The organism is Stenotrophomonas sp. HMSC10F06, assembly GCF_001807865.1.
Lineage (GTDB): Bacteria > Pseudomonadota > Gammaproteobacteria > Xanthomonadales > Xanthomonadaceae > Stenotrophomonas > Stenotrophomonas bentonitica_A.
Genome location: NZ_KV791279.1, coordinates 53330 through 76496, shown reverse-complemented (window position 1 = coordinate 76496; position 23167 = coordinate 53330). Strand labels below are relative to the sequence as shown.

Annotated in this window: 21 protein-coding genes; 14 read left to right on the top strand and 7 right to left on the bottom strand. The window is 66.1% G+C overall.

From position 1 onward, the window contains the following. The first annotated feature begins 19 nt into the window (after positions 1-19). Both HMPREF3113_RS09765 and HMPREF3113_RS09760 read left to right on the top strand, forming a co-directional pair. Entirely contained in the window at positions 20-598 is a 579-nt protein-coding gene (locus HMPREF3113_RS09765) for a DUF1415 domain-containing protein (RefSeq protein WP_026069847.1), read from the top strand. Continuing rightward, positions 589-1389, top strand: a complete 801-nt coding sequence (locus tag HMPREF3113_RS09760; RefSeq protein WP_070471901.1) for an SDR family oxidoreductase — start codon at positions 589-591, stop codon at positions 1387-1389. Before HMPREF3113_RS09765 ends, HMPREF3113_RS09760 begins: the two co-directional genes overlap by 10 nt. Positions 1390-1516: 127 nt before the next feature. Here HMPREF3113_RS09760 and HMPREF3113_RS09755 read toward each other — a convergent pair whose 3' ends face one another. Continuing rightward, on the bottom strand, positions 1517-3550 hold the full coding sequence (locus tag HMPREF3113_RS09755) for a M3 family metallopeptidase (RefSeq protein WP_070471900.1): 2034 nt from the start codon (positions 3548-3550) through the stop codon (positions 1517-1519). Between the two features lie 118 nt (positions 3551-3668). Beyond that, entirely contained in the window at positions 3669-4781 is a 1113-nt protein-coding gene (locus HMPREF3113_RS09750; RefSeq protein WP_070471899.1) for a PLP-dependent cysteine synthase family protein, read from the bottom strand. Positions 4782-4892: 111 nt separating this feature from the next. On the opposite strand from HMPREF3113_RS09750, the gene gloA reads away from it, so the two are divergent. Then, positions 4893-5420, top strand: coding sequence for a lactoylglutathione lyase (gene gloA, locus HMPREF3113_RS09745; protein ID WP_070471898.1), 528 nt, complete (start codon positions 4893-4895; stop codon positions 5418-5420). A gap of 48 nt (positions 5421-5468) precedes the next feature. Here gloA and HMPREF3113_RS18355 read toward each other — a convergent pair whose 3' ends face one another. Then, entirely contained in the window at positions 5469-5822 is a 354-nt protein-coding gene (locus HMPREF3113_RS18355) for a hypothetical protein (protein ID WP_175440344.1), read from the bottom strand. A 193-nt stretch (positions 5823-6015) separates the two neighbouring features. Between HMPREF3113_RS18355 and HMPREF3113_RS09735 the strand changes: the two genes are divergently transcribed. From HMPREF3113_RS09735 to HMPREF3113_RS09725, 3 genes are all read left to right on the top strand, one after another. Then, positions 6016-6450 carry a VOC family protein gene (locus tag HMPREF3113_RS09735; RefSeq protein ID WP_070471897.1) on the top strand — a complete coding sequence of 145 codons (435 nt, stop codon included), beginning with the start codon at positions 6016-6018 and terminating at the stop codon, positions 6448-6450. Positions 6451-6524: 74 nt separating this feature from the next. After that, positions 6525-7826 carry a putative DNA modification/repair radical SAM protein gene (locus HMPREF3113_RS09730; protein ID WP_070471896.1) on the top strand — a complete coding sequence of 434 codons (1302 nt, stop codon included), beginning with the start codon at positions 6525-6527 and terminating at the stop codon, positions 7824-7826. Between the two features lies 1 nt (position 7827). After that, a complete protein-coding gene (locus HMPREF3113_RS09725) occupies positions 7828-9279 on the top strand; it encodes a UdgX family uracil-DNA binding protein (protein WP_070471895.1) in 1452 nt (483 codons plus the stop codon). Between the two features lie 62 nt (positions 9280-9341). Here the strand turns inward: HMPREF3113_RS09725 and HMPREF3113_RS09720 are convergent, their stop codons facing one another. From HMPREF3113_RS09720 to glmS, 3 genes are all read right to left on the bottom strand, one after another. Then, entirely contained in the window at positions 9342-9773 is a 432-nt protein-coding gene (locus tag HMPREF3113_RS09720) for a CBS domain-containing protein (RefSeq protein ID WP_070471894.1), read from the bottom strand. Between the two features lie 554 nt (positions 9774-10327). Then, the gene (locus HMPREF3113_RS18595; protein ID WP_139146335.1) at positions 10328-11191 is read right to left on the bottom strand and encodes a Clp protease/crotonase-like domain-containing protein; all 864 of its coding nucleotides are present in this window, start codon (positions 11189-11191) and stop codon (positions 10328-10330) included. A gap of 173 nt (positions 11192-11364) precedes the next feature. Continuing rightward, positions 11365-13206 carry a glutamine--fructose-6-phosphate transaminase (isomerizing) gene (glmS, locus tag HMPREF3113_RS09710; protein WP_070471892.1) on the bottom strand — a complete coding sequence of 614 codons (1842 nt, stop codon included), beginning with the start codon at positions 13204-13206 and terminating at the stop codon, positions 11365-11367. A gap of 203 nt (positions 13207-13409) precedes the next feature. Here glmS and HMPREF3113_RS09705 point away from each other — a divergent pair, with 203 nt between their 5' ends. From HMPREF3113_RS09705 to HMPREF3113_RS09675, 7 genes are all read left to right on the top strand, one after another. Further along, on the top strand, positions 13410-14675 hold the full coding sequence (locus HMPREF3113_RS09705) for an efflux RND transporter periplasmic adaptor subunit (protein WP_019183646.1): 1266 nt from the start codon (positions 13410-13412) through the stop codon (positions 14673-14675). Between the two features lie 42 nt (positions 14676-14717). Further along, on the top strand, positions 14718-15443 hold the full coding sequence (locus tag HMPREF3113_RS09700) for an ABC transporter ATP-binding protein (protein WP_019183645.1): 726 nt from the start codon (positions 14718-14720) through the stop codon (positions 15441-15443). An 8-nt stretch (positions 15444-15451) separates the two neighbouring features. Then, a complete protein-coding gene (locus HMPREF3113_RS09695) occupies positions 15452-16756 on the top strand; it encodes an ABC transporter permease (RefSeq protein WP_019183644.1) in 1305 nt (434 codons plus the stop codon). Between the two features lie 16 nt (positions 16757-16772). Next, entirely contained in the window at positions 16773-17993 is a 1221-nt protein-coding gene (locus HMPREF3113_RS09690) for an ABC transporter permease (RefSeq protein ID WP_070471891.1), read from the top strand. Positions 17994-18024: 31 nt separating this feature from the next. Next, the gene (locus HMPREF3113_RS09685; protein WP_070471988.1) at positions 18025-18432 is read left to right on the top strand and encodes a PDZ domain-containing protein; all 408 of its coding nucleotides are present in this window, start codon (positions 18025-18027) and stop codon (positions 18430-18432) included. Between the two features lie 79 nt (positions 18433-18511). Beyond that, on the top strand, positions 18512-19852 hold the full coding sequence (locus HMPREF3113_RS09680; RefSeq protein WP_019183641.1) for a sigma-54-dependent transcriptional regulator: 1341 nt from the start codon (positions 18512-18514) through the stop codon (positions 19850-19852). After that, complete coding sequence (locus HMPREF3113_RS09675; RefSeq protein ID WP_070471890.1) at positions 19849-21216, top strand: sensor histidine kinase; 1368 nt, start codon at positions 19849-19851, stop codon at positions 21214-21216. The genes HMPREF3113_RS09680 and HMPREF3113_RS09675 overlap by 4 nt, the downstream gene beginning before the upstream one ends. 64 nt (positions 21217-21280) lie before the next feature. On the opposite strand, the gene glmU is transcribed toward HMPREF3113_RS09675, so the two are convergent. After that, on the bottom strand, positions 21281-22645 hold the full coding sequence (gene glmU, locus HMPREF3113_RS09670) for a bifunctional UDP-N-acetylglucosamine diphosphorylase/glucosamine-1-phosphate N-acetyltransferase GlmU (RefSeq protein ID WP_070425991.1): 1365 nt from the start codon (positions 22643-22645) through the stop codon (positions 21281-21283). 85 nt (positions 22646-22730) lie between these two features. Between glmU and HMPREF3113_RS09665 the strand changes: the two genes are divergently transcribed. Next, positions 22731-23114: a GtrA family protein gene (locus tag HMPREF3113_RS09665; RefSeq protein WP_019183638.1), complete on the top strand. Its 384-nt coding sequence runs from the start codon at positions 22731-22733 to the stop codon at positions 23112-23114. The last annotated feature ends 53 nt before the right edge of the window (positions 23115-23167 follow it).

Genomic DNA, 23167 nt, shown 5'->3' with positions numbered 1-23167 from the left:
GCCAGCGACCCCGCCCGCCATGAACGATGCATTCCTCACCGCCACCCGCGACCCCATTGCCGAGACCCGGAAATGGCTGGAGCAGATCGTGATCGGCCTGAACCTGTGCCCGTTCGCCAAGGCGGTGTACGTGAAGGACCAGGTGCGGTTCGTGCTCAGTGATGCGACCACGCCGGAGGCGCTGGTCGAGGAACTGGCCGAAGAGCTGATCCTGCTGCGCGACACGCCCGCCGAGCAGATCGACACCACCCTGATCGTGCACCCGGACGTGCTGACCGATTTCCTGGAGTACAACGACTTCCTCGACAACGCCGATGCAGCGATCGAGGCACTGGATCTGCAGGGCATCCTGCAGGTGGCCAGCTTCCATCCGCAGTACCAGTTCGCCGGCGTGGCCCCGGATGACGTGAGCAATTACACCAACCGCGCGCCCTACCCGACTCTGCACCTGCTGCGCGAAGACAGCGTCGAGCGCGCGGTCGCGGCCTTCCCGGATCCGGACGTGATCGTGGAGCGCAACATCGAGACGCTGGACAAACTCGGCATCGAAGGCTGGACGCGCCTGCTGGGCCGCAACGAGATGCCGCCGTGTCACTGACCCCGACCCTCCTCGACTGGCCGGCACAGCCGCTGCGCGACCGCGTGGTGGTGATCACCGGGGGTGCGCAGGGCGTGGGGCGCGGCATCGCGCAATCGGTGCTCGGCGCGGGCGGCAGCGTGATGATCGCCGACCTGGATGCAGATGCCGGCAAGGCCTGCCTGAAGGAATGGGCATTGCCGGAGCGCGCGGCGTTCCAACGCGCGGACGTGGCCAGCGAACGCAGCGTGCAGGCGCTGATGAAGGCGACGCTGAAGCGCTTCGGGCGCATGGATGGCCTGGTCAACAATGCCGGCATTGCCAGTGCGCATGGCACGCCCCTGGCCCAGATGCCGCTGGCCGAGTGGCAACGCCGCCTCTCCAGCCTGCATGGCGCCTTCCTGTGCAGCAAGCATGCCCTGCCCGCCCTGCGCGAGCATGCCGGGGCGATCATCAACATCGCCTCCACGCGTGCCTGGCAGTCCGAACCGGACAGTGAAGCCTACGCCGCGGCCAAGGGCGGGCTGGTCGCCTTCACCCATGCATTGGCGTTGAGCGAAGGGCCGGCCGTGCGGGTCAACAGCATCAGCCCCGGCTGGATCACCACCGATGCCTGGCAGGCGCCCTCACGGCGGCGCACGCCAACGCTCTCCCGTCGCGATCATGCGCAGCACCCGGTCGGCCGCGTTGGCCAGCCGCCGGACATCGGCGCACTGGCGGTCTTCCTGCTCTCGGACCTGGCCGGCTTCATCACCGGCCAGGACCACATCGTCGACGGCGGCATGAGCCGGAAAATGATCTACGCCGAATGAGCCATGTGCCGTCCGATCCCGCTGCCCGGTAGTGCCGGCCGCTGGCCGGCTCCTCACCTTGCATGACACCCCGCCCCTGGCGACAGGATGCAGAGCCGGCCAGCGGCCGGCACTACCGTAACCGGGGTCACACCATCCCGTTATGCCGCAGCAGCGCGTCCACTGTCGGCGCGCGGCCACGGAAGGCGGCGAAGTTCTCGGCCGCACTGCGGCTGCCGCCCCGTGAGAGCACTTCATCGCGGAAGCGCTGGCCGGTCTCGGTCACTTTGTCCGGGGCCTCCTCGAACGCGGCGTAGGCATCGGCGCTGAGCACCTCGGCCCATTTGTAGCTGTAGTAGCCGGCCGCATAGCCACCGGCAAAAATGTGGCTGAACTGGTTGGGGAAGCGATTCCACGCCGGCGGCCGGTTGACGGCCACTTCATCGCGGACGCGTTCCAACAGCGCCTGCACGCTGTCCTGGGTCGGATCGAACTCGCTGTGCAGCTGCATGTCGAACAGCGCGAATTCCAGCTGGCGCACGGTGAACATGCCGCTCTGGAAATTGCGTGCGGCCAGCATGCGATCGAACAGCGCACGCGGCAGCGGCTCGCCGGTGGCCACGTGTGCGGTCATCGCCTGCACGCGGTCCCATTCCCAGCAGAAGTTCTCCATGAACTGGCTCGGCAGTTCCACCGCGTCCCACTCCACGCCGTTGATGCCGGCCACGCCCAGCTCACCGATGCGGGTCAACAACTGATGCAGGCCGTGCCCCATCTCATGGAACAGCGTGGTGACATCGCTGTGGCTGAAGGTGGCCGGCTGCCCTTGTGCACCCTTGCCGAAGTTGCAGACCAGGTACACCAGCGGCGTCTGCACGCCGGCGGCGGTCTCGCGGCGGTTGCGGCAATCGTCCATCCACGCGCCACCGCGCTTGCCTTCGCGCGCGTACAGATCCAGATAGAACTGGCCGACCAGCGCGCCCTGCGCATCGACCACGCGGAAGAAGCGCACATCCGGATGCCACACCGGCGCGCTGTCCGGCTGCACCGCCAGGCCATACAGGCTGCGGATCACACTGAACAGGCCGTCCAGCACCTTCGGCTCGGTGAAGTACTGCTTCACGTCCTGCTCGGAATAGCTGTAACGCGCCTGTTTCAGTTTCTCCGCGGCAAACGCCAGGTCCCACGCCTCCAGCGCGGCCATGCCCAGCTCGTCGCGCGCGAAGGCCTCCAGCTCGGCACGGTCGCGCTGCGCGTACGGCTTGGCACGCGCGGCAAGATCACGCAGGAAGCCCAGTACCTGCGGCGCATCCTCGGCCATCTTGGTGGCGATCGAGTACTCGGCGTAGTTGGCAAAGCCCAGCAGCGTGGCCAGCTCCGCGCGCAGCGCCAGTACGCGATCGATGTTGCCGCTGTTGTCCAGCGTGGCATCGCCGAATTCAGACGCGCGGATCGCATTGGCGCGGTACAGCGCTTCGCGCAGCGGGCGATGTTCGGCGTAGGTCTGCACCGGGATGTAGCACGGCATCTGCAGGGTCAGCTTCCAGCCGGCCAGGCCCTCCTTCTCCGCGGCAGCGCGGGCCGCGGCGATCACATCGTCCGGCAGGCCGGCGAGCTCGGCGGGGTCCTGCACGTGCAGCGACCAGGCATCGGTCGCATCGAGCACGTTCTGCGAGAACGTCGCCGACAGCGCGGACAGCTCCTCGCGGATCGCGCTGTACCGCGCCTTGCCGGCGTCATCGAGTTCAGCACCGCCCAAGCGGAAATCGCGCAGCGCGTTCTCCAGCACTTTGCGGCGTGCCGCGTCGTACTGCGCCGCTTCGGGCGCGTCGGCCAGGGCACGGTACTGCTGGTAGAGCGCCAGGTTCTGGCCCAGCGCGCTGCCGAAGCGCGTCACCTTGGGCAGGTTGGCGTTGTAGGCCTCGCGCAGCGCCGGGGTGTTGACCACGGCCTGCAGGTGGCCCACCTGGCCCCACGCGCGCCACAGGCGCTCGGTGGCGTCATCCAGCGGCTCGGCGAAGCTCGCCCAGGTGACCGGGGAGACCGTTTCGGCGGTTTTCACCGCGGCTTCGGCGTCGGCCAGCAGGGCATCGATTGCCGGGGCGATGTGCTCGGGCTGGATCGCATCGAAACGCGGCAGGCCGGAAAAATCGAGCAGAGGATTGGTGGGGGTCACAGGCATCTCCAGACAACGGGGCCGCTGCAGCGGCATCGCCCCACGATATGGCATTGCCCCCCACCCCACACAAGCCCCCGGGGTACGCCGATGGGCCCGGTTCACGCCCGCCCGGGCGCCCCGCTCAGTACAGCGCTTCCAGCGAGACGCACGGCAGCACCGGCAGCCCCTTGCCCGCCACCGCGGCCGCAAGCACCGCATCGGCGCCGTCCACGTCGATGGCCTGTTTAGGGTACCACTCCGGGTTGTAGTAGCTGTGTGCGTAGCGGTCACCGCTGTCACACAGGATGGTCACGATCGAGCCGCTGCGGCCCGCATCGCGCATCAGCTGCGCGGCCTGCAGCACGCCGATGAAGTTGGTGCCGGTGGAGCCGCCCACACGGCGCCCCAGTTGGCGGCTGACGTGGCGCATCGCGGCCAGGCTCAGCGCATCGGGCACTTTGACCATCGCATCGACGCTGGTCGGAATGAAGCTCGATTCCACCCGCGGCCGGCCGATGCCTTCCACCCGCGAACCGCCGCTGCAGGTCAGCTCACGCCAGGGCTGCCCTGCCAGCGCAGCGCAGTAGCCATCATAGAACACGGAGATTTCCGGGTCCGCGCACAGGATGCGCGTGTCATGGCGGCGGTAGCTCACGTAGCGGCCCAGCGTGGCCGCCGTGCCGCCGGTGCCCGGGCTGCACACGATCCACTCGGGTACCGGATGCGGCTCCTCGGCCATCTGCTTGAAGATTGATTCGGCGATATTGTTGTTGGCACGCCAGTCGGTCGCGCGCTCGGCGTACGTGAACTGGTCCATGAAATGGCCGCCGGTTTCGCGGGCCAGCGTTTCCGAATCGGCGTTCAGGTCGCAGGCGCGCTCCACCAGATGGCAGCGGCCCCCGTGGAACTCGATCGCCGCGATTTTCTCGGGCGAGGTGGAGGCCGGCATCACCGCGATGAAGGGCAGGCCCAGCAACCGGGCGAAATAGGCTTCGGACACCGCCGTGGAGCCACTGGAGGCTTCGATCACCGGGCGGCCTTCACGCAGCCAGCCGTTGGTCAGCGCGTACAGGAACAGCGAACGCGCCAGACGATGCTTCAGGCTGCCGGTGGGATGGCTGGATTCGTCTTTGAAATACAGGTCGATGCCATCAAACCCCGGCAGGTCCATCGGGATCAGGTGGGTATCGGCCGAACGGTTGAAATCGGCTTCGATCTTGCGGATGGCGGACGCCACCCATTCACGCTGAGACATGATGAACGCTGGTCAGGGAGACACACCATTCTACCCGCCACCCCGCCCGGCCGGGACCGGTAAAATGACGCATCCGCCGCACCGATGCGGCCCTGCCCCCAGGATGCCCCCATGAGCCTCGCCGCCTTCCAGAACCAGCCCGGTGTCGCCGCCCAGCCGCCGGCCGAAACCACCGGTTTCGTGTTCAACCACACCATGCTGCGCGTGAAGGATGCGGCCGCCTCGCTGGATTTCTACACCCGCGTGCTCGGCTTCCGCCTGATCGATCTGCGCCATTTCCCGGAAGCCGACTTCAGCCTGTACTTCCTGGCCCTGCTGCCGGCCGGCACGCAGATTCCCGAGGGTGACGAGGCCCGCCGCGTGTGGATGGCCGGCATCCCCGGCGTGCTGGAGCTGACCCACAACCACGGCACCGAGACCCAGGCCGGCGCGGTGTATCACGACGGCAACAGCGACCCGCGTGGCTTCGGCCACATCTGCGTGTCCGTGCCGGACATCCAGGCCGCCTGCAAGCGCTTCGATCAGCTGCACGTTCCCTACCAGAAGCGCCTGGAAGACGGCCGCATGAAGCACCTGGCCTTCATCAAGGACCCGGATGGCTACTGGGTGGAGATCATCTCCAACACCCCGATCGCCTGACCCCTGCCTCTGCACGACGCGCCGGCCGCTACCGGCGCGTCGTGGGCGTCATGGCTGGACCTGGAACTCGAAGGCCGCATGGAACGGCGCCTTCGGTGGCACGAACAGCGTTTTCCCAGCGAACCCTGCATCGACACAGCGTGCGACCGTTTCGTCGCCTTCGCGCCAGGTCCGCAGCACCTTGCCCTGTGCATCCAGTTGCAGCACCACCGTGAACGGCGCCAGCGTCTCCGGCGCGGGGGTCGGCATGCACCGCGCGAAACTCTCACCGCCCACCCGGCTCATGCTGTCCAGCATCTGCGTGTACGCCGCCGGCGCCAGGCTGGCTTCATCACGCTGCGCCAGTGCGCGTACCTGTGCATAACCGGCGTCGCCTGCGACCGCCTGGGCTATCATCACCATCCACAGCATCGTTGCCTCCTCCGCCTGCGCGTTCATGACGCCAGCGCGCAGCGTAGGTCAGCGGGCGGGCCGGCGGAAGGGCCGTGGCCGACAGGTCTCCACGCGTGGTCAGCAAGGTCGACGCAGCGACAAAGCTGCAGGCACCCTCCAGTGGTATATCTGCGCCCCGTCCCACCCACCCAACGGAGCCGGTATGGAAACGATGGAACTTCACCGCGGCCGCCTGATCGACCACCTGCAGCTGGTGGTCAAGGATCTTGCCGCCAGCCGCCGGTTCTACCCGGCCGTGCTCGACACGATCGGCATCCCGATTGCCGGTGAAGGCGACACCTATTTCTGGGCCGATGAGCTGTTCATTTCCACGGCGGACAGTGAAGCCGCGCTGGGCCAACTCACCGGCCGCCATCATCTCGCCTTCCAGGCCCGCGACCGCGCGACCGTGGACGCCTTCCACCAGGCTGCATTGGCCAACGGCGGCAAGGACAATGGTGCGCCGGGCCAACGCCCTTACCATCCGGGGTACTACGCGGCCTTCGCGCTGGATCCGGATGGCAACAACATCGAGGTGGTGTTCCATGGCCCCGCGACGTACAGCGCCGAATCGGTGAAGGTGACCTTCGACGGCTGAGCTGGAATCTGAATTCTTCAGGCATGGGCAGATCCGTCTCACTGGATGAGACCGCACCCCGGTACGGTCCTTCCATGGAGACGATCCGCAAACTGGCCATCCTTGCCGATGCCGCGAAATACGATGCGTCCTGCGCCTCCAGCGGCGCGGGCAAGCGCGATTCGCGCACGTCCGGCGGCATTGGCAGCACCGAGGGCATGGGCATCTGCCACAGCTACACGCCCGACGGCCGGTGTGTGTCGCTGTTGAAAATCCTGCTGACCAACTTCTGCATCTACGACTGCGCTTACTGCGTCAATCGCGTGTCGAGCAACGTGCAGCGGGCGCGCTTCAGCGTGGACGAAGTGGTCGCGCTGACGATGGATTTCTATAAACGCAATTACATCGAAGGCCTGTTCCTCTCCAGCGGCATCATCCGCAACGCCGACTACACCATGGAACGCATGGTGGAAGTGGCGCGGGTACTGCGCGAGGAACACCGGTTCGCCGGGTACATCCACCTCAAGACCATCCCCGAAGCATCGCCGGAGTTGCTGGCGGCCGCTGGTCGCCATGCCGATCGCTTGTCGATCAACATCGAGCTGCCCACCGAAGCCGGGCTGGCCAGTTTCGCGCCGGAGAAATCCCTGCCGTCGATCCGGGGCGCCATGGGTGAGCTGCGCTGGCAGATCGAGGAAGCCAAGGAGGCGCGCAAGTCCGATCCTCCAGGCGGCAATGCGGTCGCTGCACCGTCACCGGCCCCGCGCGGGCGGCGTGCGCGTGCCCCCCGCTTCGCGCCTGCCGGGCAGAGCACCCAGATGATCGTGGGGGCAGACGGTGCCAGCGACAATCAGATCCTCAGCGCGGCCGACAATCTGTACGGCAACTACCGGATGCGCCGCGTCTACTACTCCGCCTTCAGCCCCATTCCCGACGCCAGCAAGGCGCTGCCCCTGCAGGCTCCGCCGCTGGCACGGGAGCATCGCCTCTACCAGGCCGACTGGCTGCTGCGCTTCTACGGGTACGGTGTGGAGGAAATCACCGATACCACCCAGGGCGGCATGCTGGACCTGGACATCGACCCGAAGATGGCCTGGGCGATCCGCCACCCCGAGCGCTTCCCGGTCGATCTCAATATCGCGCCCAAGGAGCTGCTGCTGCGCGTACCTGGCCTTGGCGTGCGCAACGTCAAGCGGGTGCTGATGGCGCGGCGACATGGACGCCTGCGCGTGGCCGATGTGGCCCGCCTGCGTGCACCGATGAGCAAGCTGCTGCCGTTCGTGCAGTTGGCCGACCATCATCCGCGGCGCGCACTGGATGACCCGGCGGCGCTGCGGGCGCGGCTGGCGCCACCGCCGCGACAGGGCGCATTGTTCCCCGACGCTGCTGCCCACTGACATGTCACGCTGGAGTGTGCGTGTCGACCCGGCGTGGTCGTTGGATGCATGGCGCGCGGCCGCGCGCCTGGCCTTGCGCCATGCGGTGCGACCGGATCAGCTGGACTGGCTGCAGGATCAGGGGGCTTCATTGCTTGATGCCCCGCCACTGACCTCACTGGACGATGGCCAAGCGCCACTGGCCGAGCCGCAGATGTATGTCTCCAAAGCGTTTGTCGAGCTGGCCGCCATCTGCCTGTGCCATCGCGATCCGCAACGGATGTCGCTGCTCTACCGCATGCTCTGGCGTATCACCCATGGCGAGCGCAGTCTGCTCTCCAATCCCGCCGATCCTGACGTGCTGCGCGCCATGGCCCTGAGCCAGGCGGTACGTCGCGACTCCCACAAGATGAAGGCCTTCGTCCGCTTTCGTGAGGTACCCGGCGAGCAGGACGCCTTCATTGCCTGGTTCGAACCGGACCACCAGATCGTCGACCGCGTGGCACCGTTTTTCGCGCGTCGCTTCGCCGGCATGCGCTGGGCGATTCTTACACCGTACCGCAGCGTGCACTGGGACGGGCAACACCTGTCGTTCGGTCCGGGCGGCCGCCAGAGCGACGCGCCGGTGGAAGACGCGCGCGAAGAACTGTGGCGCACCTACTACGCCAACATCTTCAACCCGGCGCGGCTCAACACGCGGATGATGCAGCAGGAAATGCCGGCCAAATACTGGAAACACCTGCCCGAAGCATCCTTGCTGCCGCAACTGGTCCGTGATGCCGGTGACCGGGTGCAGGAGATGCACGACCGTGAAGCACAGGCCCCGCGACGGCGTATCCCCGAGGCCATCGCCTCAACCGCGCCAGTGACGGATACCCCACCTGCCACCCTGGATGCCCTGCGCGATGCCGCCGCTGCGTGCCGCCGCTGCCCGCTGTGGGAGCCGGCCACGCAGACCGTGTTCGGCGAAGGCCCGCAGGACGCACGGATCATGCTGGTCGGCGAGCAACCCGGCGACAGCGAAGACCTCAGCGGACACCCGTTCGTTGGCCCCGCCGGACAACTGCTGGATCGCGCCCTGCGCGACCTCGGCATTGATCGCCGCACGCTCTACATGACCAATGCGGTCAAACACTTCCGCTTTGAACGGCGTGGCAAGCGGCGCATCCACAGCAAGCCGCAGATCACCCACATCAACGCCTGCCGGCCGTGGCTGATGGGCGAGATCGAGAACGTGCGACCGCAGGTGATCGTCTGCCTGGGGGCGAGTGCAGCCACCGCGGTGTTCGGCGCCGGGTTCAACCTGATGGCCAACCACGGTCGCTGGCACTCCCTGGAGGACGGCACCCGCGCATTCGCGACGGTGCATCCGTCATGGGTGTTGCGGCAGCCGGCAGGTGAGCCACAGCAGGCAGCCTATCGGCTGCTGCTGTCCGACCTTCAGCAGCTGACCGGCCTTGAAGGCCGGCGTTGATTCTCCAGCGTGGGGTTGCCGGCCGGCGGCCGGCGTTACCCGTCAGCAGGACACGGGCAGTGTCAGTGCGCCGCCATGTAGATGTCCTGCAGCACCGCTTTTTCCAGCTCCAGTTCGCTGAGCAGATTCTTGACGATATCGCCCAGGCTCAGGATGCCGACCAGCTTGGCGTCTTCGGTCACCATCAGATGACGGTGACGCGAGTAGGTCATCAGCGCCATCGCCTGCTTGAGCGTCGCGTCCGGCCCGATCCCTTCCAATCCTGCCGACGGCAGCGTGGAAATCACCCGGCGCCCGGCCTGCGGGCCGTCGTCAGCCAGCGTGCGCACGATGTCCTTCTCGGAAATGATCCTGACCGGCATATCGTCTTTCATCACCACAAGGGCAGCGATCTTGTGCGCGCTCATCTTGTGGGCCGCTGCACCGATGGTGTCTTCCACATCGATGGTCACGATCGTTTCTTTCTTGGATTGCAGGAGTTCGCGGACGTTCATTCTTGTTTCCTGGTGCAGGTTACTGAAGTCGAGAGAGGCGCCTGATTGCAGCGAGGTCGGTGGCGATGCACCTGCCTCGGTCACTCGATTCTACGACCGCACCCGGGCCCAGGAGTTTGCAAATCTGGGACGGTTCGTCGTGGAAGCAATCGACGACCCTGAGAATGGCACCGCGAGTAAAACCGTCGCTGAATGCCGCCGCGGGGTGAGACTAAAGTTCCGGTGCCGGCGGCCGGGAGGAGCCACCCAGGGCCTGTTTTGCCGATCTAACACACCCCTCAACCCCACCCACGCAGCTATCCGCGAGATGGCTGTCCAGGGTGGAGGCACGAAAAGAGTGTCCGGAGCGTCCCCATCGTGTGATCAGCACCGTGACATCAGCCAGGTGTCAGATCAATTGGCCGCTCGAGTGCCCGTATGCGGCAGCATCTCCGAGCTTGAGAAAGATCAGGTGGACTTCACCCAAAGTGACATCAAAAACCGATGAACATGCAAGGATGCAAAAGATTACCAACGAGGTCGCCTGAAACGAGTCGCCTGACAGGAAGAACGCTTCACTGCCAATAGCAGGTCTCTCCATCGATCCCATACTTTTTCGTCAGTACATCCAACTCAGTACGTGTTTGAGGACCGTAGTCGTGGTCAACGGTAGCACCGTGAGCTGCCAGCTCTCTGCTGGAGAACACTATGCTCCGGACAGATTGCGTTCCGGGGCATCTCGCTGATGTCCCCTCGCGGTCTTGGTTGAGTTGCTCGATCCATTCAAAAAACTCAGGATCCACACCCGCCCTACGCAAAAGCTGGCCCTGTCGCGAGAGTGACGCGACAGTTCGTTCCTTGCCTTCTTCAGTCAAGTCGCGGCTATCCAGTATCGACCGATAGAGCCCTCCGTGAAACACCAAGAGAGTGTCTTTGAGAATCACCCTTCTTGACGCAGGCAGAAACACGTAATTGGCGCAGGAAGATCCACAGAATCCGAAAGCGTACACCGATGCACGCCGGCGCTGAATCGCTTCGCCCATTGTCATGCCAAGATCAACCCTTCCTCCTGCCGATCTGATGACTACGTCAGGGTGAGCGTCTTCCTGCAGAAGACTGATTTTCTCGACGAAGTCATTTACCGCATCGTCTGAAAGCGTGGGCATGTCGGCACACAAGGTGCTATCGCCAATCAGACGGACCTTTGCCCCATCTGCGGAAGTGCGCTTGGCCATCCAGTCCGCACACGCTTTTACCCCCTGCGGGAGCTCCGCCGCCTCATGCACTTCATCGCCAGAAGCACTAAAGACGGCAAGGAAAAGAAGAGAGACAGCAAGTCCAATGCAGGCTCTATTCGCGGCCATAACATGTTGCTCCACATTGGATAGCCTAATGAAGGTTTTCAGTCTATCAAGTGCAGACAGCTGACAAAGTGCCATGGCGCACAAACGTCAAGAACGCTACATCTTTGGAATCGAGCCCCCCCACGGGTAGCTGAGCAGATCACCGCGTGCCAAAACGCAGCTACGCATGGCGCCGGCCCACCGGTGACGCACGAAAAAAGGGGGCCTCGCGGCCCCCTCCATACGTCAACATCACACGAGCGAGCACATCACTCCACTGTCACGCTCTTGGCCAAATTGCGCGGCTTGTCCACGTCTGTCCCGCGGGCCAATGCGGTGTGGTACGCCAGCAGCTGCACCGGGATGGTATGCACCACCGCGCTCAGCGCGCCCACATGGCGCGGCGTGCGGATCACGTGTACGCCATCGGACTCGACGAAGTTGCTGTCCTGGTCGGCGAACACGAACAGTTCACCGCCGCGCGCACGCACTTCCTGCATATTGGATTTGACCTTCTCCAGCAGGCTGTCGTTCGGCGCGATCACCACCACCGGCATGTCCTCATCCACCAGCGCCAGCGGGCCATGCTTCAGCTCGCCGGCCGGATAGGCCTCGGCGTGGATGTACGAGATCTCCTTGAGCTTGAGCGCGCCTTCCAGTGCGATCGGGTAATGCAGGCCCCGGCCCAGGAACAGGGCGTTGGCCTTGCGTGCGAAGCGCTCGGCCCAGGCCGCAATCTGCGGCTCCAGGTTCAGCGCGTGCTGCACGCTGCCGGGCAGGAAACGCAGCTGTTCCAGGTAGTCCGCTTCCTGCGCGGCATCGATGCGGCCGTGCAGCTTGCCCAGCACCATGGTGAGCTGGAACAAGGCAGCCAGCTGGGTGGTGAACGCCTTGGTCGAGGCAACGCCGATCTCGGCACCGGCGCGGGTGTAGCAGACCAGTTCGCTGGCGCGCGGAATCGCGCTCTCGGGCACGTTGCAGATCGAGAGCGTGTGCAGGTGGCCGAGCGACTTGGCGTACTTGAGTGCTTCCATCGTATCCAGCGTTTCGCCGGACTGGGAGATGGTGACGATCAGGTGCTTCGGGTTTGCGTAGGCAGCGCGGTAACGGTACTCGCTGGCGATCTCCACGCTGCACGGCAGGCCGGCAATGGATTCAATCCAGTAACGCGCGGTCAGGCCGGCGTAGTAGCTGGTACCGCAGGCGAGGACCTGCACGCCTTCGATGCCCGACAGCACGGCCTCGGCGTTCTTGCCGAACAGCGTGGCCGGGAAGCCACCGGCATCGATCGCCGCTTCGATGGTGTCACCCAGCGCACGCGGCTGCTCGTGGATTTCCTTCTGCATGAAGTGGCGGTACGGGCCCAGTTCCAGCGAGGCCAGCGACACATCGGACAGATGCACATCGCGCACGATCGGCTGGTTGTGCTCGTCGTAGACCTGCACGCTGTCGCGGCGGATGTCGGCCGTGTCGCCTTCTTCCAGGAAGATCACCTTGCGGGTGGCCTGGATGATCGCCGAGACATCGGAGGCCACGAAGTTCTCGCCTTCGCCCACGCCCACCAGTAGCGGACACCCCATGCGGGCGCAGACGAAATGGTCCGGCTCGGCACGGCTCATCACCGCCAGCGCATAGGCGCCGGTCAGTTCCTTGACCGTGCGCTGCAGCGCCGACAGCAGGCTGTCGCCTTCCTTGAGGTGATGGTGCATCAGGTGCGCGATCACTTCGGTGTCGGTCTGCGACTCGAAGGTGTAGCCCAGCGCGCGCAGCTTCTCGCGCTGCTCTTCATGGTTCTCGATGATGCCGTTGTGCACCAGCGCCACACCGTGACTGATGTGCGGGTGTGCATTGGCCTCGGTCACGCCCCCGTGGGTCGCCCAGCGGGTGTGGCCGATGCCGAGCAGCGACTGGAAGCCTTCGCTCGCGGCAGCCTTCTCCATTTCCGCCACCCGGCCGGTGCGGCGCACACGTCGGACATCGGGTTCGGCGGCGGTGGTATCGATCACAGCGATGCCGGAGGAATCGTAGCCCCGGTATTCCAGTCGCTTCAATCCTTCGATGAGTACCGGTACCACGTCGCGATGGGCGATCGCTCCCACAATGCCGCACATAGATTCAGATCCCTGCTGGTAAGCCTCGCATTCTAGCGTGGCGGCCCCGGCGGCTTGGGCGCTGTCGGCTTAACGAAAGTGTCCGGTCAGGTGTCCGCGGACACATGGACACCGGCCCAATTTTGCAAGCTGTTGTTTCCAAAGGGCTAAAAGTTGGCACGGAGTCTGCTTGGTACTCCACAACCCAACCGCGAACGAGCCCGATGATCCGCGACACTTCCGCCCAGGACCAGACCCTTTCTTCGCACGCCGCGCCCGCCCCGTGGAAGCGCTGGCTGTGGCCGGCGGTCGCCGCGCTGGTCGTGCTGGTGGCGATCGGCTTCGCCGCCCGTGCCTGGCTGGGGGCCAGCCGCTCCTACGACAGCGCCCGTGTCCGCATCGCTGAGGTCACCCGAGGCGACATGGTGCGCGACATCGCCGCCGACGGCCGCGTGATCGCCGCCAACAACCCGGTGCTGTATGCGATCTCCGCCGGCAACGTGAACCTGAAGGTCGTGGCCGGTGATGTGGTCAAGCAGGGCCAGGAACTGGCCGTGATCGACAGCCCCGAGCTGCGCAGCAAGCTGGCCCAGGAACAGGCCACGCTGGCCGGCCTGCAGGCCGAGGCAAGCCGCGCGACTCTGGATGCGACCCTGGCGCGCGCCACCGCGCAGAAGGACACCGACCAGGCCGTGATCGAACGCCAGGCCGCGGTGCGTGACCTGGAACGTTACAAGCGCGGCTTCGATGGTGGCGCGGTGCCGCAGGTGGACGTGGCCAAGGCCGAGGACACCGTCAAGAAGAGCGACATCCAGCTCGAGCACGCCCGCAAGGACGCCATGCTCAAGGCCCAGGGCGCCGATCTGGATGCGCGCAACAAGCGCCTGCTGGCTGATCGCCAGCGCGCGGTGGTGACCGAAGTGGAGCGCCAGGTCGACGCGCTCACGCTGCGTGCGCCCTTCGATGGCCAGGTCGGCCAGGTGCAGGCGACCCAGCACACCAACGTGGTCGCCAATGCGCCGATCCTGGGCGTGGTCGATCTGTCGCGCTTCGAGATCGAGATCAAGGTGCCGGAGAGCTTCGCCCGCGAGCTGACGATCGGCATGCCTGCGCAGCTGACCGGCGGCAGCGGCCAGTTCGCCGGCGAGATTTCCGCCGTCTCCCCGGAAGTGGTCGCCGGCGAGGTCAATGCCCGCATCCGCTTCGCCGACAAGCAGCCGCAGGGCCTGCGCCAGAGCCAGCGGATGCAGGCGCGCGTGCTGCTCGATACCCGCCGCAACGCACTCAAGATCGAACGTGGCCCGTTTGTCGAACAGGGCAACGGCTACGCCTATGTCATGGATGGCAGCCATGCCGTCCGTCGCCCGGTCAAGCTCGGCGTGAGCAGCCTGGGTGAAGTGGAAATCCTCTCTGGCCTGCAGCCCGGCGACCGCGTCGTGGTGTCCGGAAGCGATCTGTTCGGCGATGCCGAGCGTGTCTCCATCAACTGATTCAGTCCCTTTCGATCTTCTCGACCCTCAAAGGAAACAGCCATGCTTGAAATGCGCTCGGTCGCCAAAGTCTTCCGCACCGAACAGGTGGAAACCCATGCCCTGCGGTCGCTGGACCTGCACGTCCGCGAAGGCGAGTTCGTTGCCGTGACCGGTCCGTCCGGTTCGGGCAAGACCACCTTCCTCAACATCGCCGGCCTGCTGGAGACCTTCACCAGCGGCACCTACCTGCTCGACGGCCAGGATGTCAGCCAGCTCGGCGATGATGCGCGCAGCCGCCTGCGCAACCAGAAGATCGGCTTCATCTTCCAGGGCTTCAACCTGATCTCCGATCTCAACCTGTTCGACAACGTCGATGTGCCGCTGCGCTACCGCGGCATGCCCGCGGCCGAGCGCAAGGAGCGCATCGAGCACGCGCTGGCCCAGGTCGGCCTGGGCTCGCGCATGAAGCACTACCCGGCCGAACTCTCGGGCGGCCAGCAGCAGCGCGCCGCGATCGCGCGTGCGCTGGCCGGCAGCCCGCGCCTGCTGCTGGCCGATGAACCGACCGGCAACCTGGACAGCCAGATGGCCCGCGGCGTGATGGAGCTGCTGGAAGAAATCAATGCCAAGGGCACCACGATCGTGATGGTGACCCACGATCCGGAACTGGCCGCCCGCGCCAAGCGCAACGTGCACATCGTCGATGGCCAGGTCACCGACCTGCTGCGCGACCCGGTGCTCGCCACGCCGCGCCCCGCGGTTGCCGCTGCCATCGCCAACGACTGAGGCCGGCCATGATCGCTTACTACTTCCGACTGGCCCTGCGCAGCTTCCGGCGCAACAAGGTGCTGACCGCGCTGATGGTGATCGCCATCGCGCTGGGCATCGGCGCCTCGATGACCACGCTGACCGTATTCCATGTGCTGTCCGGTGATCCGATCCCGCAGAAGAGCGACCGGCTGTTCAGCGTGCTGGTCGATCCACAGTCAGCGCTGGGCTATCAGCCTGGCGAAGAACCGGCCGACCAGTTGACCCGCTTCGATGCTGAGAAACTGCTGCGCGAGAAGCATGCCAAGCGGCAGGCGATGATGACCGGTGGCGGTGTGACCCTCGAGCCCGAGGGCAGCACGCTGCGTCCGTTCAACACCGATGCGCGGTATACCTCGAGCGATTTCTTCCCGATGTTCGACACGCCGTTCCTCTATGGCCAGGGCTGGAAGGAAACCGACGACGACGGGCGCGGTCGGGTCGCGGTGATTTCCAGCACGCTCAACCAGAAGCTGTTCCAGGGCGCCAACAGCGTCGGCAAGTCGGTCCGCCTCAACGGCAACACGATGACCGTCGTGGGCGTGCTGGGTGACTGGCATCCCAACCCGCACTTCTATGACCTGTATACCGGCCGCTACGGCGACAGCGAAGACGTCTACCTGCCCTTCTCCACGGCGATCGAGCTGAAGTTCGACCGCAACGGCAGCATCGACTGCTTCGGGCGCCGCAACGAGACCGACCCGACCGGTCCCAACGCCAGCTGCACCTGGATCCAGTACTGGGTGGAGCTGGAAAACCCCGGCCAGGCCGCGGAGTACCGTCGCTATCTGGAGAACTACTCCGACCAGCAGCGCGCCGCCGGTCGTTTCGAACGCCCCAACAACGTACGGCTGCGCAACGTCATGGAATGGCTGGATTTCAAGAAGGTCGTCCCCGGCGACGTGCGTCTGCAGTTGTGGTTGGCAATGGGCTTCCTGCTGGTCTGCCTGATCAATACGGTCGGTCTGCTGCTGGCCAAGTTCCTGCGTCGCAGCGGTGAGATCGGCGTGCGCCGGGCGCTGGGTGCCAGCCGCGGCCAGATCTTCCTGCAGTCGCTGATCGAGGCCGGCACCGTCGGTCTGGCCGGCGGCCTGCTGGGCCTGCTGCTGGCACTGCTCGGGCTGTACGCGGTGCGCCAGCAACCGGTGGACTACGCCAAGCTCGCCACCCTGGATGGGCAGATGCTGCTGATGACCTTCGCGTTGACCCTGGTCGCCAGCCTGCTGGCCGGTTTCCTGCCGGCGCTGCGCGCCATGCAGGTCGCGCCCGCCATCCAACTCAAATCGCAGTAAGGATCCGGAGCACACCATGGATATCCGTCCCATCCTCTCCACGCTCCGCCGGCATAAAACCGCCGCATCGCTGATCGTGCTCGAGATCGCCCTGACCTGCGCCATCGTCTGCAATGCGCTGTTCCTGATCGGGCAGCGCATCGAGAAGATCAACCAGCCCAGCGGCATCGCCGAGACCGAACTGATCGAAGTCCGCCTGGGCGGCATCGGTCCACAGGTCAACGCCGTGGCGCGCACCCGCGAGGACCTTGCCGCGCTGCAGGCGTTGCCGGGCGTCAAGAGTGCGGTCACCCTGAACCAGATCCCGTTCCGCAACAGTTCCTGGAATACGAGCGTGGGCCTGGTTCCCGACCAGGAGCGCCCGACGCTCAGCGCTTCGCAGTATTTCGGCCGCGAAGGCGCACTGGATACGTTGGGCGTGGAGCTGATCGCCGGTCGTGATTTCCAGCCCGATGAGTACCGGGACCTGGAAGTCGTCAAGAATGACGAAGCAGCCGCGGACGAGGGCTCGGCCGTCATCGTTACCCAGGCGATTGCGGACAAGATGTTCCCCGGCGGCGATGCACTGGGCAAGACGATCTATAGCGGCTCCATGCCGCTGCGCATCATCGGCATCGTCAAGGTACTCGCCCGCCCGACCGCTCGCGAAGGCGATTCACAGTTCTCGATGGTCCTGCCACTGCGCACTACCTATGACGAGGGCTTCTACCTGATCCGGGTCACCGATCCGAGCCGGCGCGACGAAGTGCTCAAGTCCGCGGTGGCGGCATTGGAGCGGGTGGATTCAAGCCGCTTGGTGCACGGCAAGTACACCTACGAGGAGCAGCGCAGGAAGTACTTCGCCAATGATCGCGCCATGGTCGGCCTGCTGATCACCGTGTGTGTGGCCCTGCTGGTGGTGACCGCACTGGGCATCGTCGGCCTGGCCAGCTTCTGGGTGCAGCAGCGCACCAAGCAGATCGGCATCCGCCGTGCGCTGGGCGCGACCCGCAGCCAGATCCTGCGGTACTTCCAGACCGAGAACTTCCTGCTGGCCACGGTCGGCATCGTGCTGGGCATGTTGATGGCCTACACGATCAACCTGTGGCTGATGAACAACTACGAGCTGCCGCGCATGCCCATCAGTTACCTGCCGATCGGTGCGGTGCTGCTGTGGCTGCTCGGCCAGATCGCTGTCTTCGGCCCGGCCCGTCGCGCCGCGGCCGTTCCCCCTGCCGTTGCCACCCGGAGTGCCTGAAATGCACCAGACCCATCCCCAGAGCAAACACATGACCAAGACCAAGACCAGCATCACGACCCTGTTGTTGTCCCTCCTGCTGGCCAGCGCACCTGCGCTGGCCGCCACCCAGACCGATACCGCACGCCTGGAGTGGCGTGACGCCGGCCACCATCTGGTGGTGGATGCCCAGGATGGCATCGTGCGCGTCACGACCACCGAGCCGAGCAGCTACTTCGGCGTGCGCAGCGGCGATCGGATCCTGCGCGTGGATGGCCAGCCCGTACGGCGCATGGCCGACCTCACCCATGCGCTGGTCGGCAACAAGGCCACCCGGGTTCCGGTCACCGTGCTGCGCAAGGGCAACCAGGTGACCGTCGATGTCGATACCGCCGCCTGGAGCGAGGTGCTGGCGGTACCGACCCCGCCGATTCCGCAGGCGCCCGGCACCGGCGGCTGAGGCCAGCCGCGCCGGGCCATCTGCCCGTTGGCCCGGCGCTCCGGTACTCTTGAACCCACTTCCGGTCCTTCGTTGCCGCATGCCCTCGATCCTGATCATTGACGACAACGCCAGCGTCGGCACCGCACTGAACGTGCTGTTCTCGCTGCACGACATCGACACCCTGCACGCGCTTTCCCCCGAACAGGGGTTGGCCCTGCTGGAGCAGCAGCCGGTGGACCTGGTGATCCAGGACATGAACTTCACCGAAGACACCACGTCGGGCGAGGAAGGCGAGGCGCTGTTCCAGCAGATCCGCGCACGCCATCCGGACCTGCCGGTGATCCTGCTGACCGCCTGGACCCACCTGAGCAGCGCGGTGGATCTGGTCAAGGCCGGCGCGGCGGACTACCTGGCCAAGCCCTGGGACGACCGCAAGCTGCTGGTCACGGTCAACAACCTGCTGGAACTGTCCGAGACCCGCCGCGAACTCGACCGCCGCCGCGACCGCGAACAGCGCGATCGCTCGGCGCTGGAGGCCCGGTACGATCTGCGCGGTGCGGTGGTGGCCGACCCGGCCAGCGAGCGCGTGGTCAGCCTGGCCTGCCAGGTGGCGCGCTCGGCACTGCCGGTGCTGATCACCGGCCCGAACGGCGCGGGCAAGGAGAAGATCGCCGAGATCATCCAAGCCAATTCGCTGGTCGCCAAGGGCCCGTTCGTCGCGCTCAACTGCGGCGCGATTCCGGCCGAGCTGATCGAGGCCGAGCTGTTCGGTGCCGAGGCCGGCGCCTACACCGGCGCCAACAAGGCACGCGAAGGCAAATTTGAAGCCGCCGACGGCGGCACCCTGTTCCTGGACGAGATCGGCAACCTTTCCTCCAGCGGGCAGATGAAACTGCTGCGCGTGCTCGAGACCGGGCGATTCGAGCGGCTGGGCTCCAACCGCGAGCGCCAGGTCAAAGTCCGCGTGATCAGTGCGACCAATGCCGACCTGCCGGCGATGATCCGCGACGGCCAGTTCCGCGAAGATCTGTTCTACCGCCTCAATACCGTCGAGCTGGCCCTGCCGCCACTGGCCGAACGCCCCGGTGACATCCTGCCCCTGGCCGAACGTTTCCTGGGCAGCGGCAAGCCGCTGTCCACCGCCGCCGCCACCGCCCTGCAGCGGCATCCCTGGCCGGGCAACGTGCGCGAACTGCGCAACGTGCTGCAGCGCGCCGAACTGCTGGCCAGCGGCCCCCGCATCGAGGCCGGTGACCTCAACCTGCCGCGTGCGGCTGCCCCGCGCGCGGCGAGCCCGACGGTGGACCCGGACCGCAGCCGGATCGAAACCGCGCTGGCCCACAACCACGGCATCATCGCCCAGACCGCTGCCGAACTCGGGCTCAGCCGCCAGGCGCTGTACCGGCGCATGGACCGCTACGGCATTCCACGCGAATGAAGCGGCGCTCGTTCACCTTCCGGCTGTTCCTGCGCCTGCTGCCGGTGCTGGCATTGGCGGCCGCCTTCCCGTGGTATCTGGCGTACTGGCTGGACCATGGCTGGGCGGTCACCACGATCTCGACCGTGGTGCTGATGGGCCTGATGTGGTGGAGCCTGAGCCGCGCGACCGCACCGATCCGCTCGCTGCTGCGCGCGCTGTCCGGCACGACCAGCAGCTACCGCGATGGCGAATACAACTTCGGCATCTACTGGCCCTCCAACGACGAACTCGGCGACCTGGTCCAGGCCCACCGCGAACTCGGCGATGTGCTGCGCGCACAGCGCCAGGACCTGGTCCAGCGCGAACTGCTGCTGGACACCATGGTGCAGAACACGCCGGTGTCCATGCTCCTGCTCACCCACGGGGGCGACGGCGTGCAGCGCGTGGTGTTCTCCAACCTGGCCGCGCGCAAGCTGCTGCACAGCGGCTGGAAGCTGGAAGGCCAGCGCATGCATGATGTCATGGCGACGATGCCGATCGAGCTGCGCGACGCCATCGCCCGTGGCGGCGACAGCCTGTTCGCGGTCCGCGGCGAGGGCCAGGACAGCGACGATGAGCGCGACGAAGACGATGAGCAGATCTACCATCTGTCACGGCGCAACTTCCACCTCAACGGCCGCCCGCACGACCTGCTGCTGATCCGCCTGCTGACCGCCGAACTGCGCCGCCAGGAAGTGCAGACCTGGAAGAAGGTGATCCGCGTGATCAGCCACGAGTTGAACAATTCGCTGGCCCCGATCGCCTCGCTCGCCCACTCCGGTGGCGAGCTGGTCCGGCGCGGCAAGACCGAGCGGCTGGAAGAAGTGTTCGGCACGATCGAAGAGCGCGCGCGGCACCTGGAAGGGTTCATCCGCGGCTACGCACGCTTCGCCAAACTGCCGCAGCCGCAGCTGCAGACCGTGCAGTGGAACCTGTTCCTGGGCGGGCTGCAGCACCAGATCCCGTTCCGCATGGCCGAGGTGCCCGACGACCTGCACAGCCGCGTGGACATCGCCCAGCTGGGGCAGGCGCTGCTGAACCTGCTCAAGAATGCGCATGAAGCCTGCAGTGAAGCCGAACCACCCAACGACGATGTCGAGGTCCGCCTGACCCGGCTGCCGCAGTGGTTGCGGCTGGAAGTCCTGGATCGCGGCAAGGGCATGAACGAGGCGGTGCTGCAGAATGCGTTGATGCCGTTCTATTCGACCAAGCGCAACGGCACCGGGCTGGGGCTGGCGCTTACCCGCGAGATCGTCGAGGCACATGGCGGCCGCATTTCGCTGCAGAACCGCCGCGAGGGCGGCCTGTGCGTCGCGGTGTTCCTGCCGGCCGACGCCCGGTAGTGCCGGCCGCTGGCCGGCACCGTCGTGGACCCGGGATCGCCTGCTTGCCGGCCAGCGGCCGGCGTTACTTCTTCGTGGGGCGCTTCCAGCCGTCGATGGTTTCCTGGCGTGCGCGCGCGACGGTCAGCTTGTCGGCCGGGGCGCCGCGGGTGATCACCGAGCCGGCGGCGACAGTCGCGCCTTCACCGATCACCACCGGCGCGACCAGCGAGCTGTTGGAGCCGATGAAGGCCCGGTCGCCAATGGTGGTCTGCGACTTGTTCACGCCGTCGTAGTTGCAGGTGATGGTGCCCGCGCCGATGTTGACCTTGCTGCCGATCACCGCATCGCCCAGATAGGTGAGGTGGTTGGCCTTGCTGCCGGCGCCGAGCACGACCTTCTTGGTTTCCACGAAATTGCCGACGTGCGAGCCCTCGGCCAGCACGGTACCCGGGCGCAGGCGCGCGAACGGACCGATCTCCGCCGCGCCTTCGCTGATCACGCCATCCAGGTCGCAGTGCGGCTTGACCACGGTGCCCGCGGCCAGGGTGACGTCCTTGAGCCGGGTGAACGCGCCGATGCTGACGCCGTCGCCCAGCACCACGCGCCCTTCCAGGATCACGTTGACGTCGATCTGCACGTCACTGCCGACGGTGACCGGGCCACGGATATCCAGCCGCGCCGGATCCAGCACGCGCGCGCCCTGCGCGCACAGTGCACGCACTTCGCGCAGCTGCCAGGCGCGTTCGAGCTGGGCCAGCTGCCACGGGTCGTTGGCGCCTTCGGCGTCCTGCGGGTCCTGCACGAAGGCCATCTCGGCCGGGGTGTAGTCACTCGCTGCCGCGGCAAAGATGTCGGTCAGGTAGTACTCGCCCTGCGCGTTGGCATTGGACAGCTGGGACAACCAACGGCGCAGCGCGGTCGATTCGGCGGTGATGATGCCGGTATTGATGGTGCGGATGCTGCGCTGTTCGTCGCTGGCATCCTTCTGTTCGACGATCGCACCGACCTTGCCCTCGGCGTTGCGCACGATCCGGCCGTAGCCGGTCGGGTCGGCGACCTCGGCCACCAGCACGGCCAGGCGGCCCGGCTGCGACAGCAGGTGGCGCAGCGTCTCGCCGCGGATCAACGGCACGTCGCCGTACAACACCAGAACGGTTGCCGCATCCGGTACTTCGGGCATGGCCTGCAGCACGGCATGCCCGGTGCCCAGCTGCCGGCTCTGCTCTGCCCAGTGCAGGTCCGGCTGGTCCGCGAAGGCCTGCCGCACCGCCTCACCGCCATGGCCATAAACCACGTGGATCGCCTCGGGCTGCAGCTGGCGCGCGGTGTCGATGACGTGGGCGAGCATCGGGCGGCCGGCAATGGGCTGCAGCACTTTCGGCAGGGCCGACTTCATGCGCTTGCCGGCGCCGGCGGCCAGGATGATCACGTGCAGGGGCTGGGTCATGGGCAGATCACGTTCCGGGAATCGTAGAAGGGAATTCTAGTGCGCCGCTCGTTAACATGTGGGATTGCCCGCACCCGGATCGCACGTGAGTCTCCTCCGCCAAGGCAGCAGCTATCTCGTCATCGGCCTGATCCAGCTCGCGCTGGACTGGGCCGTGTTCGTGGCTGCCACCGCGCTGGGCATGCCTGCGGCACCCGGCAATCTGCTGGGGCGCGTGAGCGGCATGCTGCTCGGCTTCTGGCTCAATGGCCGTTACACCTTTGCCCGCGATGGCGAACACCGGCTGGGCTGGCCACGGTTCGTGCGCTTCCTGCTGCTGTGGGGCGTGCTGACCGCGATCAGTACGCTGCTGGTGACGCTGGCGGCCGAGCATCTCGGGCTTCGCTACGCGTGGCTGGCCAAACCCCTGGTCGAAGGTGGCCTCGCAGCAGTGTCGTTCCTGCTGATGCGGACGCTGATCTTCCGCTGAGCCGGCATCCCCGGAGGCAGGCAAAAAAAAACGCCGGCAAGCCGGCGTTTTCC